20 protein-coding genes are annotated in these 15,260 nt (G+C 72.5%); 13 read left to right on the plus strand and 7 right to left on the minus strand.

From position 1 onward, the window contains the following. The first annotated feature begins 13 nt into the window (after positions 1-13). The 3 genes from priA to hisF are packed head-to-tail and all read left to right on the plus strand — an operon-like array spanning position 14 to position 1,946. Positions 14-745 (plus strand): bifunctional 1-(5-phosphoribosyl)-5-((5-phosphoribosylamino)methylideneamino)imidazole-4-carboxamide isomerase/phosphoribosylanthranilate isomerase PriA, encoded by a 732-nt coding sequence (priA, locus tag ACWC5C_RS02245; protein ID WP_009718700.1) that lies wholly within the window; start codon positions 14-16, stop codon positions 743-745. Beyond that, positions 742-1,179, plus strand: a complete 438-nt coding sequence (locus ACWC5C_RS02250; RefSeq protein WP_450872846.1) for a RidA family protein — start codon at positions 742-744, stop codon at positions 1,177-1,179. Before priA ends, ACWC5C_RS02250 begins: the two co-directional genes overlap by 4 nt. After that, entirely contained in the window at positions 1,176-1,946 is a 771-nt protein-coding gene (gene hisF, locus ACWC5C_RS02255; RefSeq protein WP_450872848.1) for an imidazole glycerol phosphate synthase subunit HisF, read from the plus strand. The genes ACWC5C_RS02250 and hisF overlap by 4 nt, the downstream gene beginning before the upstream one ends. 57 nt (positions 1,947-2,003) lie before the next feature. Here hisF and ACWC5C_RS02260 read toward each other — a convergent pair whose 3' ends face one another. After that, the gene (locus ACWC5C_RS02260) at positions 2,004-3,020 is read right to left on the minus strand and encodes a CU044_5270 family protein (protein WP_450872850.1); all 1,017 of its coding nucleotides are present in this window, start codon (positions 3,018-3,020) and stop codon (positions 2,004-2,006) included. Further along, complete coding sequence (locus ACWC5C_RS02265; protein WP_450872852.1) at positions 3,017-3,658, minus strand: RNA polymerase sigma factor; 642 nt, start codon at positions 3,656-3,658, stop codon at positions 3,017-3,019. The genes ACWC5C_RS02260 and ACWC5C_RS02265 overlap by 4 nt, the downstream gene beginning before the upstream one ends. A gap of 155 nt (positions 3,659-3,813) precedes the next feature. Between ACWC5C_RS02265 and ACWC5C_RS02270 the strand changes: the two genes are divergently transcribed. Continuing rightward, entirely contained in the window at positions 3,814-4,182 is a 369-nt protein-coding gene (locus ACWC5C_RS02270) for a hypothetical protein (RefSeq protein ID WP_450872853.1), read from the plus strand. 6 nt (positions 4,183-4,188) lie between these two features. On the opposite strand, the gene ACWC5C_RS02275 is transcribed toward ACWC5C_RS02270, so the two are convergent. Then, the gene (locus ACWC5C_RS02275) at positions 4,189-4,968 is read right to left on the minus strand and encodes a TIM barrel protein (RefSeq protein WP_450872855.1); all 780 of its coding nucleotides are present in this window, start codon (positions 4,966-4,968) and stop codon (positions 4,189-4,191) included. Then, positions 4,965-5,999 carry a Gfo/Idh/MocA family oxidoreductase gene (locus ACWC5C_RS02280; protein ID WP_450872856.1) on the minus strand — a complete coding sequence of 345 codons (1,035 nt, stop codon included), beginning with the start codon at positions 5,997-5,999 and terminating at the stop codon, positions 4,965-4,967. Before ACWC5C_RS02280 ends, ACWC5C_RS02275 begins: the two co-directional genes overlap by 4 nt. A 155-nt stretch (positions 6,000-6,154) precedes the next feature. Here ACWC5C_RS02280 and ACWC5C_RS02285 point away from each other — a divergent pair, with 155 nt between their 5' ends. Further along, entirely contained in the window at positions 6,155-7,174 is a 1,020-nt protein-coding gene (locus ACWC5C_RS02285) for a LacI family DNA-binding transcriptional regulator (protein ID WP_450872858.1), read from the plus strand. A 6-nt stretch (positions 7,175-7,180) separates the two neighbouring features. Here ACWC5C_RS02285 and ACWC5C_RS02290 read toward each other — a convergent pair whose 3' ends face one another. Then, positions 7,181-8,098 (minus strand): LysR substrate-binding domain-containing protein, encoded by a 918-nt coding sequence (locus tag ACWC5C_RS02290; RefSeq protein WP_450872860.1) that lies wholly within the window; start codon positions 8,096-8,098, stop codon positions 7,181-7,183. 119 nt (positions 8,099-8,217) lie between these two features. Here ACWC5C_RS02290 and ACWC5C_RS02295 point away from each other — a divergent pair, with 119 nt between their 5' ends. Beyond that, positions 8,218-8,541, plus strand: a complete 324-nt coding sequence (locus ACWC5C_RS02295) for a DMT family transporter (protein ID WP_385447452.1) — start codon at positions 8,218-8,220, stop codon at positions 8,539-8,541. Between the two features lie 24 nt (positions 8,542-8,565). Here the strand turns inward: ACWC5C_RS02295 and ACWC5C_RS02300 are convergent, their stop codons facing one another. Both ACWC5C_RS02300 and ACWC5C_RS02305 read right to left on the minus strand, forming a co-directional pair. Continuing rightward, positions 8,566-9,198, minus strand: coding sequence for a TIGR03085 family metal-binding protein (locus ACWC5C_RS02300; protein WP_385447454.1), 633 nt, complete (start codon positions 9,196-9,198; stop codon positions 8,566-8,568). 67 nt (positions 9,199-9,265) lie between these two features. Next, positions 9,266-9,979 carry a hypothetical protein gene (locus ACWC5C_RS02305; protein ID WP_450872863.1) on the minus strand — a complete coding sequence of 238 codons (714 nt, stop codon included), beginning with the start codon at positions 9,977-9,979 and terminating at the stop codon, positions 9,266-9,268. Positions 9,980-10,223: 244 nt separating this feature from the next. Here ACWC5C_RS02305 and hisI point away from each other — a divergent pair, with 244 nt between their 5' ends. The 7 genes from hisI to trpM all read left to right on the plus strand — a co-directional run bounded on the left by hisI (position 10,224) and on the right by trpM (position 14,961). Continuing rightward, a complete protein-coding gene (hisI, locus tag ACWC5C_RS02310; protein WP_450872864.1) occupies positions 10,224-10,589 on the plus strand; it encodes a phosphoribosyl-AMP cyclohydrolase in 366 nt (121 codons plus the stop codon). Positions 10,590-10,631: 42 nt separating this feature from the next. Beyond that, positions 10,632-12,140 (plus strand): anthranilate synthase component I, encoded by a 1,509-nt coding sequence (locus ACWC5C_RS02315; protein ID WP_450872866.1) that lies wholly within the window; start codon positions 10,632-10,634, stop codon positions 12,138-12,140. 173 nt (positions 12,141-12,313) lie between these two features. Further along, positions 12,314-12,991 (plus strand): TIGR02234 family membrane protein, encoded by a 678-nt coding sequence (locus ACWC5C_RS02320; RefSeq protein WP_450872867.1) that lies wholly within the window; start codon positions 12,314-12,316, stop codon positions 12,989-12,991. Positions 12,992-13,091: 100 nt separating this feature from the next. Then, positions 13,092-13,331: an HGxxPAAW family protein gene (locus ACWC5C_RS02325; RefSeq protein WP_385447462.1), complete on the plus strand. Its 240-nt coding sequence runs from the start codon at positions 13,092-13,094 to the stop codon at positions 13,329-13,331. A 101-nt stretch (positions 13,332-13,432) separates the two neighbouring features. After that, positions 13,433-13,870, plus strand: a complete 438-nt coding sequence (locus tag ACWC5C_RS02330; protein ID WP_450872869.1) for a DUF2752 domain-containing protein — start codon at positions 13,433-13,435, stop codon at positions 13,868-13,870. 136 nt (positions 13,871-14,006) lie between these two features. Further along, the gene (trpC, locus tag ACWC5C_RS02335; RefSeq protein ID WP_385447465.1) at positions 14,007-14,816 is read left to right on the plus strand and encodes an indole-3-glycerol phosphate synthase TrpC; all 810 of its coding nucleotides are present in this window, start codon (positions 14,007-14,009) and stop codon (positions 14,814-14,816) included. Between the two features lie 7 nt (positions 14,817-14,823). Next, on the plus strand, positions 14,824-14,961 hold the full coding sequence (gene trpM / locus ACWC5C_RS02340; protein ID WP_385447467.1) for a tryptophan biosynthesis modulator TrpM: 138 nt from the start codon (positions 14,824-14,826) through the stop codon (positions 14,959-14,961). Positions 14,962-15,260 lie beyond the last annotated feature (299 nt).

Consider the following 15,260-nt stretch of genomic DNA (forward strand, 5'->3'; position numbering starts at 1 on the left):
GTAAGGTTCCCGCATGCCAACGCACCGCCTCGAACTCCTCCCCGCCGTCGACGTCCGCGACGGCCAGGCCGTCCGCCTGGTCCATGGCGAGTCCGGCTCCGAGACGTCGTACGGCGACCCGATGGAGGCCGCCCTCGCCTGGCAGCGGGCCGGGGCCGAGTGGCTGCACCTGGTGGACCTCGACGCCGCCTTCGGCACCGGCGACAACCGCGAGCAGATCGCCCAGGTCGCCCGCGCCATGGACCTCAAGGTCGAGCTGTCCGGCGGCATCCGCGACGACGCCTCGCTCACCGCCGCCCTCGCCACCGGCTGCACCCGCGTCAACCTCGGCACCGCCGCCCTGGAGACCCCCGAGTGGGTCGCCAAGGTCATCGCCGAGCACGGCGACAAGATCGCAGTCGGCCTCGACGTCCGCGGCACCACCCTGCGCGGCCGTGGCTGGACCCGCGACGGCGGGGACCTGTACGAAACCCTCGCCCGCCTGGACTCCGAGGGCTGCGCCCGCTACGTCGTCACCGACATCGCCAAGGACGGCACCCTCCAGGGCCCCAACCTTGAGCTGCTGCGTAACGTCTGCGCCGCCACCGACAAGCCCGTCGTCGCCTCCGGCGGCGTTTCCTCGCTCGATGACCTGCGCGCCCTTGCGACCCTGGTACCGGAAGGTGTCGAGGGCGCCATCGTGGGCAAGGCGCTCTACGCCAAGGCGTTCACCTTGGAAGAGGCGTTGGAGGCGGTATCCGCATGACCCCACCCGACAGCTCAGCCGACAAGTCGCCCGGGACGACCGGGCGGCGGGTCCAGACCGGCAGCCCCTGGGAAGAAAGCATCGGCTTCGCCCGTGCCGTCGAGGCCGGGGACCTGGTGGTCGTCTCCGGGACCATGCCGCTCGCGGAGCACGGCGTACTGGAGGGCGAGGGCGACCCGTACGAGCAGACGCACGCCGCCTTCCGGCACGCCCTCGACGCGCTGAAGGAGTTCGGCCTCGGCGTCGAATCGGTCATCCGCACCCGCATGTACCTCACCCACGCGCGCGACGTGGACGCGGTGGGCCGCGCCCACAAGGAGATCTTCGACGCCGTACGCCCCGCCGCGACCCTCGTCGTGGTGTCCGGCTTCGTCGACTCGCGCGTGCTGGTGGAAGTCGAACTCGAAGCATTCCGAGGAGCCCGAGCGTCATGACCCTGGCGGTCCGAGTTATCCCCTGCCTGGACGTGGACAACGGCCGGGTCGTCAAGGGCGTCAACTTCCAGAACCTGCGGGACGCCGGTGACCCCGTCGAGATGGCCCGGATCTACGGCCAGGAGGGCGCCGACGAGCTGACCTTCCTCGACATCACCGCATCCTCCGGCGACCGCGAGACCACCTACGACGTGGTGCGCCGCACCGCCGAGCAGGTCTTCATCCCGCTGACCGTCGGCGGCGGCGTCCGCACCACCGAGGACGTCGACAAGCTGCTGCGCGCCGGGGCGGACAAGGTCGGCGTCAACACCGCCGCCATCGCCCGCCCGGACCTCATCCGGGAGATCGCCGAGCGCTTCGGCAGTCAGGTCCTCGTCCTGTCGGTGGACGCCCGCCGCTGTGTCGAGGGGACGGTGACGGAGTCCGGCTACGAGGTCACCACCCACGGCGGCCGCCGCGGCACCGGCCTCGACGCCGTCGCATGGGCCCACCGCGCGGCCGAGCTGGGCGCCGGGGAGATCCTGCTGAACTCGATGGACGCGGACGGCACCAAGGACGGCTACGACACCGCGATGATCGAGGCCGTCCGTGAGCACGTCACCATCCCCGTCATCGCCAGCGGCGGCGCGGGCAAGCTCGACGACTTCGCCCCGGCGGTGGCGGCGGGCGCGGACGCGGTGCTGGCCGCCTCCGTCTTCCACTTCGGCGACCTGCGCATCGGCGAGGTCAAGGGCGCGCTGCGGGACGCGGGGCACCCGGTCCGCTGAGGACATACGTAACGCGGCGGGGGACCACCGGATGGTGATCCCCCGCCGCATCGCGTATCAGCTCGTCGGCCGCTCGCGGTAGTGGTCGACGATCCCGTGCTTCAGAAGGGCGTACTCCGCCAGGACGTCCCCCTTCTTGCCCGCCGCGAAGTCCTTCGTCCGGTATTCGCGCTCACCGAGGTAGGCGAGGCTGTCCCGGTCGAAGATCCACTCGTTCGCGACCCACGTCCGCTTGTCGACGCGGGCGATGCCGAACCCGTGGCGGCCCGCCGCGTCCACCGCGTCCTCGTGCCGCGTCACCCCGGGGATCTTCGCGACGGCCTTGTACAGCGCGGCGGCGTTCTCCGGCGGCATCACGTCGCCCAGCAACCGGCCGATCTGCTCGAAGACGGCCTGCGCCTTCTCCTGGCCGTCTTCCACCTCGGTCATCCGGTACAGCTCCTTGAGCAGGACGTCCGGGTCGGTCGGCAGGGCCGCCAGCCACTGGTACGTGGGGCGGTCGATGCCCGCCGGAGACCCGCCCAGTTCGTACATCGAGGAGTAGCCCTCGCCATCGTGGTACTCGCCGGTCTTGTCGATCCGCTTCACCTGCTGCGACTTCCAGGTCTCGCGCTCGTCCTGCGGATCCAGCTTGGAGGCGCCGTTCTCCTCCATCTCGGCCCCGGCCCCGACGCTCTTGATGTAGACGAACTGATCCTGGCGCACCGGCTGGACGTCCGACTTCGCCGCGGTCCCCGCGAGCCGGTCGAGCAGGACGGTGGCGGTCTCGCGGGGCTGTGCGGTGGCGTCGCCGGACGCACCGCCGCCCCCGGTGAACGTGACGGCCAGCGCCCCCGCCAGCGCCAGCCCCGCGGCGGGCATCAGCACGGCCGGGCGCAGCAGCCGCTGCCGGACCTTCGGGGCGGGGGTCTTCTGATCGTCATCGATGAGCTGCATCAAACGGTCCTTGTGGTGGAGGTACGGAGCGGAGGGCACGTCCCGTTCGGCCGGGACGGAAGGAAGCAGCCGGGCAAGCTCCTCGCTCGCGGCGTCCTCGCGCTCGGGCCGGGTGGACCCGGGACCGACGGCGTTCATCGGGTTTCCTCCTGAAACTCCTGAAAGGGCAGGGCCGCGAACGCGGCCTCGCGCTGTACCTCTCCGCGACGGTGCGGCGGTTCCTTCTTATCTTCCGTAAGCCGCTGTTCGGCGAGCTTGCGCAGCCGGGCGCGGGCCCGGGACAGCCGCGAGCGCACCGTCCCCACCGGAATCCCCATCGCCTCGGCCGCCTGCGCGTAGTCCAGCCCGGACCACACGCACAGCGCCAGCACCTCCTGCTCCCCGCGCCGCAGACGGCCGTACACCGCTTGTACGGCGGCCAGTTGGCGGGCGTCGTCGATCCGGCCCGCGGCCTCGTCCGCGAAGTCCGCCACCGGGGCGGGCGCGGGACGCCGGGCCAGAAACGCCAGCCTCCGGCCGATGCCCCGATTGGCGTTCCGCGCCTTGTTCGTCGCCACGCCCAGCAACCACGGCTTCAACGTGCCGTCGCCCGGCTCCAGTTGCTCCCGCCCGCGCCAGGCGTCGAGGAACGTATCCCCCATCACCTCCTCCGCCACCGACCAGTTGCCGGTCAGCCGGAAGGCATGGTTGTAGACGCTCCGCGCATGCTCCGCGTACAACTCCGCGAACGCCTCGCGGTCCCCCGCCCGTATCCGCTCGCGCAGGCCCTCAGTCATGTCGTTTACACCTCACACCCCTGCCTCTCCGCAGGGCGAGGAGAGTTCCTGTGACCTGTGCCACGCGGTGGTCGCGTTCGTGATGCACAAGGTGTTCGCCGAACAGCGGTAGGCAGGTCCGGGTGTATGACCGTCCGCGGATAATGGGGGGGGGCATGGACCTGCGCCCGGAGCTGCTTCCGCCGTCCGTAAGCGTCGCCGCGTTCAACCAGCGGACGGGGCACGCGTACACGGCTGTCGACTTCGCCGGGTACGACGGGTCGCGGAGCCTTGACGAGTTCGCTCGGGAGGCAGCGAGGCCGCTGCGGCCGCGGGTGCCCGGCGTCACCCGCGACGAACTGGTCGAGATCGTGCGCAGGGTCATGACCGCCGATCCGGCGACGGACTACTACCTGCGGTTCCTGGAGGCCAATGTGCCCCATCCACGTGTGAGTGAGCTGATTTTCCACCCTCCTGCCGAGCTGGAGAACACTGCCGAGGCGGTCGTCGACGCGGCGCTGGGGTATCGGGCGATCGCCCTGTAGCGGGCGTCAGAGAGTGAAGGCGTTACGGAAAGCCTCCAGGGCGGTGTCGGGGGAGTCGCCGGCCCAGGATTCCAGGGCTACTACGCCGGTGTAGCCGAGGTCTTGGAGGGCGGTGGCTATGGCGGGGTAGTGGATTTCGCCGGTGCCTGGTTCGCAGCGGCCGGGGACGTCGGCTACCTGGATCTCGGCTGCGTAGGGGAGGGCCTGGCCGAGGAGGTCGATGAGGTTTCCCTCGCCGATCTGGGCGTGGTAGAGGTCCAGGTTCATCCGCAGGTGGGGGCTGTCGGCGGCGCGGACCAGGGCGAGGGTGTCGGCGGCGCGGGCGAAGGGGGTGCCCGGGTGGTCGACGGCCAGGTTGAGGTTTTCGAGGGTGAAGACGCGGTCGGCCGCCGCGCCGAGTTCGGCCACGCGGCGGAGGGTGTCGGCGGCGGTCAGCCACATGGTGGGGGTGACGGTCTCGACGGGGTGGACGGGGAGGCCTTGGGGGTTCAGGCCGGTGCCGTGGAGGTTGAGGCGGGGGCAGTTCAGGCGGTCGGCGACCTCAAGGGACGTGTGGGCCGAGGTGAGGAGGGCGTGTATGCCGTCGGGGGTCGTGAGGTCGCCGGTCAGGTAGCCGGTCATGGAGGAGAACGTGGCGCCGGTGGCGGCGAGGGCGTCGATGTCCTTGGTGGACCAGTCCCAGATCTCGACCTGGAAGCCCTGGTCGGCGATCCGGCGGACCCGTTCGGTGAACGGCACGTCGAGGTAGAGCATCTCGGCGCTGGCGGCGAGGGTGAAGGGGGTCATGCGGTCACCTCGGCGAGGTCGACCGGGGCCGCGGTCTCGACGCTGCGGATGGCGGCCAGGGCGATGGAGAGCGCGCGGCGGGCGTCGTGGCCGGTGACGGGCGGGGGCGTGCCGTGGCGGACCGCGTCGGCGAAGGCGGTCAGTTCGGTGGTGTAGGCCGAGCGCAGCAGGTCCGTATCGCGGCGGGCGGTGTCGGCGTGCAGGCCGTCGGGGCCGTAGTAGGTCATGTCGCTGCTGCGGCCGCTTCCGGCGGTGGCCATGCCGCCCGAGCCGAAGACCTCGGCGCGTACGTCGTAGCCGTAGAGGGCGGAGAAGGACGCCTCGGCGGTGGCGATGGCGCCGTTGTCGAAGCGGATCGTCACCACGGCGGTGTCGAGGTGGCCGTCGTCCCTGGCGTCGGGGCGGATCAGGGCGTCGGCGGTGGCGTGGACGCGGATGGGCGCGGCGCCCGGGTTGAGCCAGCACAGGGTGTCGAAGTCGTGGATGAGGGTTTCGAGGAAGATCGTCCACTGCGGGATACGGGCCGGGTCGGCCGTGAACGGGCCCGGGTCGCGGGTGAGGGAGCGCAGCAGCTGCGGGGTGCCGGTACGGCCGTCGTCCACCGCGTCGCGGGCGGCCGCGAAACCGGGGGCGAAGCGGCGGTTGAACCCCACCTGCAGGACGACGCCCGCGTCCCGCGCGGCGGCGATGGCGCGGTCGGCGTCCGCCAGGGTCACCGCCATCGGCTTCTCGACGAAGACGTGCTTCCCGGCGGCGGCCGCCGCCACGACCAGATCGGTGTGGGCCCGGGCGGGGGCGGTGATCAGCACCCCGTCGATGTCGTCCCGGCCGAGGACGGCGCCGGGCTCTGTGGTGGCGAACGGGGCGCCGAGGGAGGCCGCGAGGCGTTCCGCGGCGCCGGGCACCGGATCGGCGACGGCGGCCAGGGTGGCGCCGGGCAGGTGGCGGGCCACGATCTCGGCGTGGTTGCCGCCGATGCGGCCCGCGCCGATCGTGGCCAGCCGCACGGTGTCGGTGACGGTGGTCGTCATGTGGGTTTCTCCCCTGGGGCGCGTAGGGTGAAGGAACTAGCACGTTCTAGTTGCAGGGACCGTAGAGCGCGAACGGGGGGCCGGTCAAGAGATCGATATGCTCGATAGGCGAGCTGACCAGGACGGCGTTTCGGCAGGACAGGAGTGAAACGGGAGTGACCGAGGAGGCGGGCGGCGCGCGGCCGACCATGGCCGATGTGGCGCGGGCCGCCGGTATCTCCACCGCGCTGGTCTCCATCGTGATGCGCGGCGTCCCGGGAGCCAGCGACGCCACCCGCAAGCGCGTGCTGAAGATCGCCGACGAGATGGGGTACGTCCCCGACCAGCGCGCCCGCAAGCTGCGCCAGAGCAGTTCACGGCTGCTCGGCGTCACCTTCGAACTCCAGCAGCCCTTCCACGGCGACCTCGTGGAGCAGATCTACGCCGCCGCGACCCGGCGCGGCTACGACGTGACGCTCAGCGCCGTGGCGCCCAGCCGCGACGAGACCACCGCCGTGGCCGCCCTGCTGCGGGAGCGCTGCGAGGCGGCCATCCTGCTGGGCAGCCGCCTCGGCGCGGACGAGCTGACCCGGCTGGCCCGCCGACTGCCGACGCTGCTGGTCGCCCGCCACACCGACGTACCGGGCGTGGGCGCCGTACGCGGCGACGACCACGCGGGAGTCGCGCTCGCCGTCGACCACCTCGCCGCCCTCGGCCACCGCCGCATCGCGCACATCGACGGGGCGGGCGCCCCCGGAAGCTCCGACCGGCGGCTCGGCTTCCTGGAGGCCATGGGGCGGCACGGGCTCCAGGACTCGGCCGAGGTGCTGACCGGCGGGCTCACCGAGACCGCCGGGGCGGAGGGCATGCGCTATCTGCTGGCCCGCGAGACCCCGCCCACGGCCGTCGTCGCCTTCAACGACCGCTGCGCCACGGGCGTGCTGGACGTGCTCGGCCGGGAGGGCCGCGCGGTCCCGGGGGAGATCTCGGTGGTCGGGTACGACGACTCGCGGCTGGCCAAGTTCCCGCATGTACGGATGACCACGGTCTCGCAGGACGCGGCCCGGCTCGCGGAGGCCGCGGTGAACGGGGCGCTGGACCAGGTCGCGGGCCGCGAGGCGGCCGAGCACGTCTTCGCGCCGTACCTGGTGGAGCGCGCCACGACGGGTCCGGCCCCGGGGGAGCCGCAGGGCTAGAACGTACTAGACACCGGGCTGGAGCGGCGGGTCCTCGATGTCCTGGCGGATCAGCCACTGCACGAACGTGCGCCCCTCCGGCGTCATATGGGCCTCGCCCTCCCGCTGCAGCAGATAGTGCGACTGACGCAGCGGCACCAGCCGGTCGTGGAGCATCACGAGCCGCCCCTCCCGCACGGCGGCGCGCGCGAAGCGCTCGGGGACCAGGGCGCAGTGCAGACCGGCGGCGGCGAACTGGGTCGCGGCCACCGTGGTGTCGAGCGTGATGGTCGCCTCCGCGCCCCGCGAGGGCGGCGGCGTGTGCGGGAACAGCCGCTGCCAGAGGTCGTCGTAGCCGATGACGTGCACCCGCGGCCGCTGCTCCAGGTCGGCGGGCCCGGTCAGCGGACCGTACGTCTCCAGATGGGCGGGGGAGCCGACCACCACGGCCTGGTCCTCGTGCAGCAGATCGGCGGTGAACCCGGTCCATCGGCCGTTGCCGTGACGGATCTCCAGGTCCACCTCGTGCGGCGGGACCTCGTTGGCCCAGATCGCCGTCACCACCCGCAGGTCGATGTGCGGGTAGTCGTCGTGGAAGGCCGGGAGACGGGGCACCAGCCACGTCATCGCGTACGACACCTGCGCCCGCACGGTCAGCCGCCCGCGCCCGGCCCCCTGGCCGAACAGCCCGGTGGTGCCCGCCGACAGATCGTCGAACGCGCCCCGGACGGTGGGCAGATACGCCTGGCCCATCGGCGTCAGCCGGATGCTGCGCGCCTGGCGCTCGAACAGGGCGATCCCGAGACGCGTCTCCAGCACCCGGATGCGCTGGCTCACCGCCGAAGCCGACAGCCCCAGCTCATCGGCGGCCGCCGCGATGCTGCCGAGCCGCGCGGTCGCCTCGTAGGCCAGCAGTCCGGGCAGGGGAGGGAGGGGCGTACGCACGTAGCGCGACGCTACGCGGCGCCCGGTCGGCCGGGCAATGGCGAGCAGCACATTTCGGGGGTCTCAGGCCCCTGCCGACAGGTTTGACGTGCACTTCTCACCGCTCGGAGACTGTCCGCATGGCCTACCTCCTCCTTCTGGCCGCCATCACCGCCGAATTGATCGGCACCAGCCTCCTCAAAACCACCGCGGGCTTCTCCCGCCTCGGACCCTCCCTCGCCTGCCTCGCCGCCTACGCGGTGGCGTGCTTCCTGCTGGCGCGGGCGATCCACGACGGGATGCAGGTCGGGGTGGGCTACGCCCTGTGGTCGGGCCTCGGCACGGCCCTCATCGTGGTGATCGGTCTGCTCTTCCTGGGCGAACCGCTCACCGCGGCGAAGGCGCTCGGCGTGGCCCTGGTGATCGGCGGCGTCGTCACGCTCAATCTCGGCAGCACGCAGTGACGCGGCGCCGACACCTCTAGGACATCAGATGCCGAGCTTGGCGTCCCGCACCTCGGCCACCGCCTCCTTGTCACCGTCCAGTTCGACCCGGGCCGCCTTCTGCCGCCCGTACAGGAACAGCGCCAGCTCACCGGGCTCGCCGGTCCCCGTGACCACCGGGACGCCGCGGTGGGCGACCGCCGTACGGCCGTCCGGGCGGCGCAGCACAAGACCGACCGGGGACTTGCGGCCGAACACCCGCGCGGTCCGCTCGATACGGGACCACAGCGCGTCGGCGAAGACCGGGTCGATCTCGCGCGGCGTCCAGTCCGGGCGGGCGCGGCGGACGTCCTCGGCGTGGACGTAGAACTCGACCGTGTTGGCCGCCTCGTCCACCTGCTTCATCGCGAAGGGCGACATCCGCGGCGGGCCGGTGCGGAAGAGCTGCACCAGCTCCTCGTACGGCTTCGCGGTGAACTCGGCCTGCACCCGGGTCAGCCGCTGGGCCAGCGGCTTGATCACCAGGCCGCCGGCCGCGTCGGCGCGGCGCTCGCGCACCACGAGGTGGGCCGCCAGATCGCGGGTGGTCCAGCCCTCGCACAGCGTCGGGGCGTCGGGGCCCGCGTTCTCCAAGAGATCGGCGAGGAGCAGGCGTTCGCGCTTCGCGTGAGTGGACATACCGCCCACCCTACGGCCGCCGCCCGCCGCCCGCCATGAGAAGCGACCCGGATATCCCTCAGGGGTACTACTGGGGTATGGGCTCGCTCAGCTTCGTGCCGTCCTTGCCCGTGCTCACCGTCAGTGCGCACGAGACCCGGTCCTTGCCGTGCTCCGTATACGTGCCCAGGGCCGGGTAGAGCGCGTAGTAGTAGTACACCCGGCCGTCGTTGGGGACGCTCTCCAGCCGCTTCTCGGCGTCCACCGCGCACAGCGAGAGCGCCTTGCGCTGGATCGCCCGCTCGGAGGAGAACTTCCCGGCCAGCCTCGCGTTGGTGATCACCTCGCCGTCGTGCGCGCGGGTGCACGAGCGCTTCTCGATCTTCGTCACACTGCTGTCCATCGCCGGGTGGTCGAAGCACGTGCCCGGCTTGAGCACGGCGTACGGCATCTTGCGGCCGGGCTCCGAGGAGTCGGGGGACGGGGCGGCCGACTGGTCGTCCCCGCCGCCCAGCGGTGCGCCCTGGCCCGGGTCCTCCTGGCCCTGCGGGGCGGACGCCTCGTCCGAGGGCGAGGAGAGGGGACGGTTCGAGGCGGACGGGGCGTCGGCCGCCTTGTCGCCGCCGTCGTCGTCCTGCGAGCCGAGGAAGGCCACCCCGGCGACCACCGCGAGGCCCACGGCCACGCCGGTCACCAGCCCCGCGGCCCTGGAACGGCGGGGCGGCGGACCGGCCGGGGGCGGCGGAGGCGGCGGGGGCGGTCCGAAGCCGCCGTGGAGGGCGGGCGGACCGGGCTGCCCCATGGGCGCCGCATCGGGAGGCGGCGGCCCGAAGCCCTGCTGCGGTGCTTCCTGCGGTTCCTGTTGTGACTGCTGCGGCTGCGGCGGTGGACCAAACCCCCCGCCGTTTCCAGGCCGGTTGTGGTCATGCGACGGCGGCGGAAACGTCATGCCCGAAGCATGCCCCATCGCCCCCACGATCCGACCATCGGGCCCGGCCATTTCAGCGGGGAAAAGGATCACTCACCGGGACGTGCAGAATGGTCGCATGACCGGCTCCGATCGTCCCTCCGCCCTCGCCCCGGCCATCGCCGCCCGCCTCAAGCGCGGCGCCGACGGCCTCGTCCCCGCCATCGCCCAGCAGTACGACACCGGCGAGGTGCTGATGCTCGGCTGGATGGACGACGAGGCGCTGCACCGCACCCTCACCACCGGCCGCTGCACCTACTGGAGCCGCAGCCGCCGGGAGTACTGGGTCAAGGGCGACACCTCGGGCCACATCCAGCTGGTCAAGTCCGTCGCGCTCGACTGCGACGGCGACACCGTGCTCGTCCGCGTCGACCAGGCCGGTGCCGCCTGCCACACCGGCGACCGCACCTGCTTCGACGCCGACGTCCTCCCCCTGGGCGAGTAGCGCCGCCTCCGGACCCAAGATCGCCCACTAGGCTCCTCACCCATGACCCAGGACGCTGCCACGATGGACCTTGAGACCTTCCGCAAGCTGGCGGCCGACCGCCGCGTCATCCCCGTCACCCGCAAGCTGCTCGCGGACGGCGACACCCCGGTGGGCCTCTACCGCAAACTCGCCGCCGAGCGCCCCGGCACGTTCCTGCTGGAATCCGCCGAGAACGGCCGCTCCTGGTCCCGCTACTCCTTCGTCGGCGTCCGCAGCGCCGCCACCCTCACCGAGCGCGACGGCCGCACCCACTGGCTGGGCACCCCGCCGGTCGGCGTCCCCACCGAGGGCGACCCGCTCGCCGCCCTGCGCGCCACCGTCGAGACCCTGCACACCCCGCGTGACCTGGGCGGTCTCGTCCACCTGCCGCCCTTCACCGGCGGCATGGTCGGCTACCTCGGCTACGACGTCGTCCGCCGTCTGGAGAAGGTCGGCGAGCACACGCGGGACGACCTGCGGCTGCCCGAGCTGACCATGCTGCTCACCTCGGACCTCGCCGTCCTCGACCACTGGGACGGCACCGTGCTGCTGATCGCCAACGCGATCAACCACAACGACCTCGACACGGGTGTCGACGAGGCGTACGCGGACGCCGTGGCCCGGCTCGACGCGATGGCCGCCGATCTCGTACGTCCCGTCCCCACCAACCCCACCGCGCTGCCCGCCTCCGAGGTGCCCGAGTACACCGCGCTGTGGGGCGGCGAGGACTTCAAGGAGGCCGTGGACGACATCAAGGAGCGCATCCGCGCGGGCGAGGCCTTCCAGGTCGTCCCCTCGCAGCGTTTCGAGACGCCCTGCACGGCCAGCGCGCTCGACGTCTACCGGGTCCTGCGGGCCACCAACCCGAGCCCCTATATGTACCTCTTCCGCTTCGACGGCTTCGACGTGGTCGGCTCCAGCCCCGAGGCGCTGGTCAAGGTCGAGGACGGCAGCGCCATGCTGCACCCCATCGCGGGCACCCGGCCGCGCGGCGCCACCCCGCAGGAGGACGCCGCCCTCGCCGAGGAGCTGATGGCCGACCCCAAGGAGCGGGCCGAGCACCTGATGCTCGTCGACCTCGGCCGCAACGACCTGGGGCGGGTCTGCGAGCCCGGCAGCGTCGAGGTGGTCGACTTCATGTCGGTCGAGCGCTACAGCCATGTCATGCACATCGTCTCCACGGTCACCGGCAAGCTCGCGGAGGGGCACACCGCCTTCGACGTCCTCACCGCCTGCTTCCCGGCGGGCACCCTCTCCGGCGCCCCCAAGCCGCGCGCGCTGCAGATCATCGAGGAGCTGGAGCCGAGCCGCCGCGGGCTGTACGGCGGCTGCGTCGGCTACCTCGACTTTGCGGGCGACTCCGACACCGCCATCGCCATCCGTACCGCGCTGCTGCGCGAGGGCACGGCCTACGTCCAGGCCGGGGCGGGTGTCGTCGCCGACTCCGACCCGGCCGCCGAGGACGCGGAGTGCCGCAACAAGGCGGCGGCGGTGCTGAGGGCTGTGCACGCGGCGAACCGCCTCGGCTAGCCCAGGCCACCACCCAGCCCCTCCGGCGTTCGAGGAGTAGGGCCCGGGACGGTGATGCCCCACCACTCAGCCCCTCCGGCGTTTGAGGAGCGGGGTCCGGGGCGGAGCCCGGCGGGGGTCCGGGGGCGGAGCCCCCGGTCAGGGCAGGTTCGGCGTGGGGGATAGTGGTAGGCGTGAGTGCAGCAGCCGTACCCCCGCCCCGGGCCGAGAACGAGCCCTCCGCCCCCGCCGTCACCGCTCCGCGCGGCCGCCGAGCGGCCCGCGGCAGCCTCGCCGTCGCGCTGCTGTGCGGTGCGCTCGGCGCGGCGCTCGTCCTGCTCGCCACCAGCCGCAAGTGGGCCGAGGGCACGGCCAGCGTCGCCCAGGGCTCCCTGCCGCAGAGCGCCAACGGCGACGACATCACCGGGCTGCCCGGTGCCCTCGCCGTCGTCGGCCTCGCCGCGCTCGTGGCCGTCTTCGCCGTACGCCGCGCCGGCCGCGTCGTCGTCTCCCTGCTGCTCGCCCTCAGCGGTACGGGCATCGCCGTCAGCGCCGCGCTCGGGGCCTCCGACAAGGCGGCGCTCAAGGAGAAGGCGTCCAAGGTGACCGGCGTGGCGGGCAGCTCCATCCACGACGTGTCGTACACGCCCTGGCCCTGGGTCGCCCTCGCGGGTGGTGTGCTGCTGCTGTGCGCGGGCCTGCTCGCGCTGGCGTACGGGCGCTACTGGCCCGCCATGTCCGGGCGCTACGAGCGGGCCGGGGCCGAGGGCCGGGGCGCCGGGCGCCGCACCCCCGCGACGTCCGACCCGGACCGCCCCGACGAGCTGTGGAAGGCCCTGGACCGGGGCGAGGACCCGACGGTCACCTCGTAGGCACCCCCGCGAAAGGGCGCTTCCGGCATCGGGGACAATGGCGTGGGAGCTTCGCCCCACGCGCCCGGCCAGGCGCTGTGTAGAGCTACGAGGAGAATTCATGTCCAACGCCCACGGGCACACCCCGGCCGCCTGGACCGGTGTCACCATCGCCTTCATCGGCTTCTGCGTCGCCGGTGCGTTCACCGTGCTGGCGAACCCGCTCGGCTTCTGGGCGGGCATCGTGATCGCTCTCCTCGGCGGTGTCGTCACGGCGGCCATGCGCGCGGCCGGGCTCGGCGCCCCGAAGGCGAAGCCGCTGCGGATGGTGGGCGAGAAGCAGGTCCAGACTCAGGAGTGAGCCGGTGAGGCGCGGCGCGGGGCCGGTGCCGATGACCCATCCGGGTCTTCGGGCACGGTCCTGAGCCGCGCCTTCGTGGTTTCCCGGGGAGACTCGGCGATGTGGTCCTGTCACCTGCGGCGTCTTCCGCGGCACGTCGGCTCCTCGCTCCCCTGGGCGCGCTCATCGGCGTCGCCGCCGCCTTCGGGTACGTCGGTGCCGTCGATCCCCATCAGCCCGGCCACTACCCGGTCTGCCCGCTGTTCCGGCTGACCGGGCTGTACTGCCCCGGCTGCGGCGGGCTGCGCAGCGCCCACGCGGTGGCGCACGGCGAGCTGCTGCGCGCCCTGGGGGACAACGCGCTGGTGGTGGTGTGCGGCGGCGTGTTCTGTGTGGGGTGGGTGGTGTGGTGTGCCCGCGCGCTCGGGCGGCCGTGGCTCGTACGGCGGGGAACCGGATGCCGGACGTGGCACGCGTGGCACGGCTGGGTGATCGGGGGTGCCGTTCTCGTCTTCACCGTCGTCCGGAATTTCCCCTTCGGGGGACTACTGACTCCCTGATCATTGTTGTGCGAGACATGGCGTTCGACCACGTGGTGGGACGCGACGTCAACCGGATGCAAGACCTCGGTGCTTTGACAGCTACCATCGCATTCGACCAGAAGCTCCATCCCCGTCCCGGAAGGGGGCCGCTCGCGTGAGTGTGCTCGACGAGATCATCGACGGTGTCCGTGCCGACCTCGCGGAGCGGCAGGCGCGCGTCACCCTCGACGAGCTCAAGGAGCGGGCGGCCAAGGCCCGGCCGGCGAAGGACGGCGTGGCGGCGCTCAAGGGCGACAGCGTCAAGGTGATCTGCGAGGTCAAGCGGTCCAGCCCGTCCAAGGGCGCGCTCGCCGCGATCGCCGACCCGGCCGCGCTCGCCGCCGACTACGAGGCGGGCGGCGCGTCCCTCATCAGCGTCCTCACCGAGCAGCGGCGCTTCGGCGGCTCGCTGGCCGACCTGGAGGCCGTCCGGGCCAAGGTCGACATCCCGGTGCTGCGCAAGGACTTCATCGTCACCTCCTACCAGCTGTGGGAGGCGCGGGCCTACGGCGCCGACGTGGTGCTGCTGATCGTGGCCGCGCTGCCGCAGGAGGCGCTGGTCTCGCTGATCGAGCGGGCCGAGTCGATCGGGCTGACCCCGCTGGTCGAGGTGCACGACGAGGAAGAGGTCGAGCGGGCCGTGGCCGCCGGGGCGCGGCTGATCGGCGTCAACGCGCGGAACCTGAAGACCCTTGAGGTGGACCGGGGGAACTTCGCGCGGGTCGCGCCGGAGATCCCGGACCACATTGTCAAGATCGCGGAATCGGGTGTGCGCGGGCCGCACGACCTGATCGCCTACGCGAACGACGGCGCGGACGCGGTGCTGGTCGGGGAGTCCCTGGTGACGGGGCGCGACCCGAAGGGCGCGGTCGCCGATCTGGTGGCCGCCGGTGCGCATCCGGCGCTGCGGCACGGGCGGGACTGAGCGGACCATGGACGTGAGCGCGCGCCTGGCGCGGGGGTGCCGCCCCCGGGGATGCCGCGCACCCGCACGGCGGGTGCGCGGGCGTCGCGTGCGCTACCACATCGGATGCGAGCCGGGTCAGGTCAACGGGCGCCGATGGCGTTGAGCGTGGCGGGTTGTCGCGGGGTGCGCTCCATACGGTGAGCGTGCGTTGTGCCGTGCGCTGACCGTGGTGTGTGGGTGCGCTGACGCGTTTTCCGGGTGCGGGGCCGTGGCCTCCGGGGCGAGGCCCTGGACCGTCTATTTACGGCGCCGCCACCCGGAAGCGCGGAGTGAGCCGGAAGTCCACGGCGCCACAAATACACGTGGTGTCCAGGACCCCACCCCTGCGACCCCGTCCCCTCCTGTCTCGTCGGCGGCCATCCGTCCGGTGGTCGTTCCGTTCATCAAGACTTTCGCGGAGTG

The sequence above is a fragment of the Streptomyces sp. NPDC001700 genome (genome assembly GCF_053596435.1).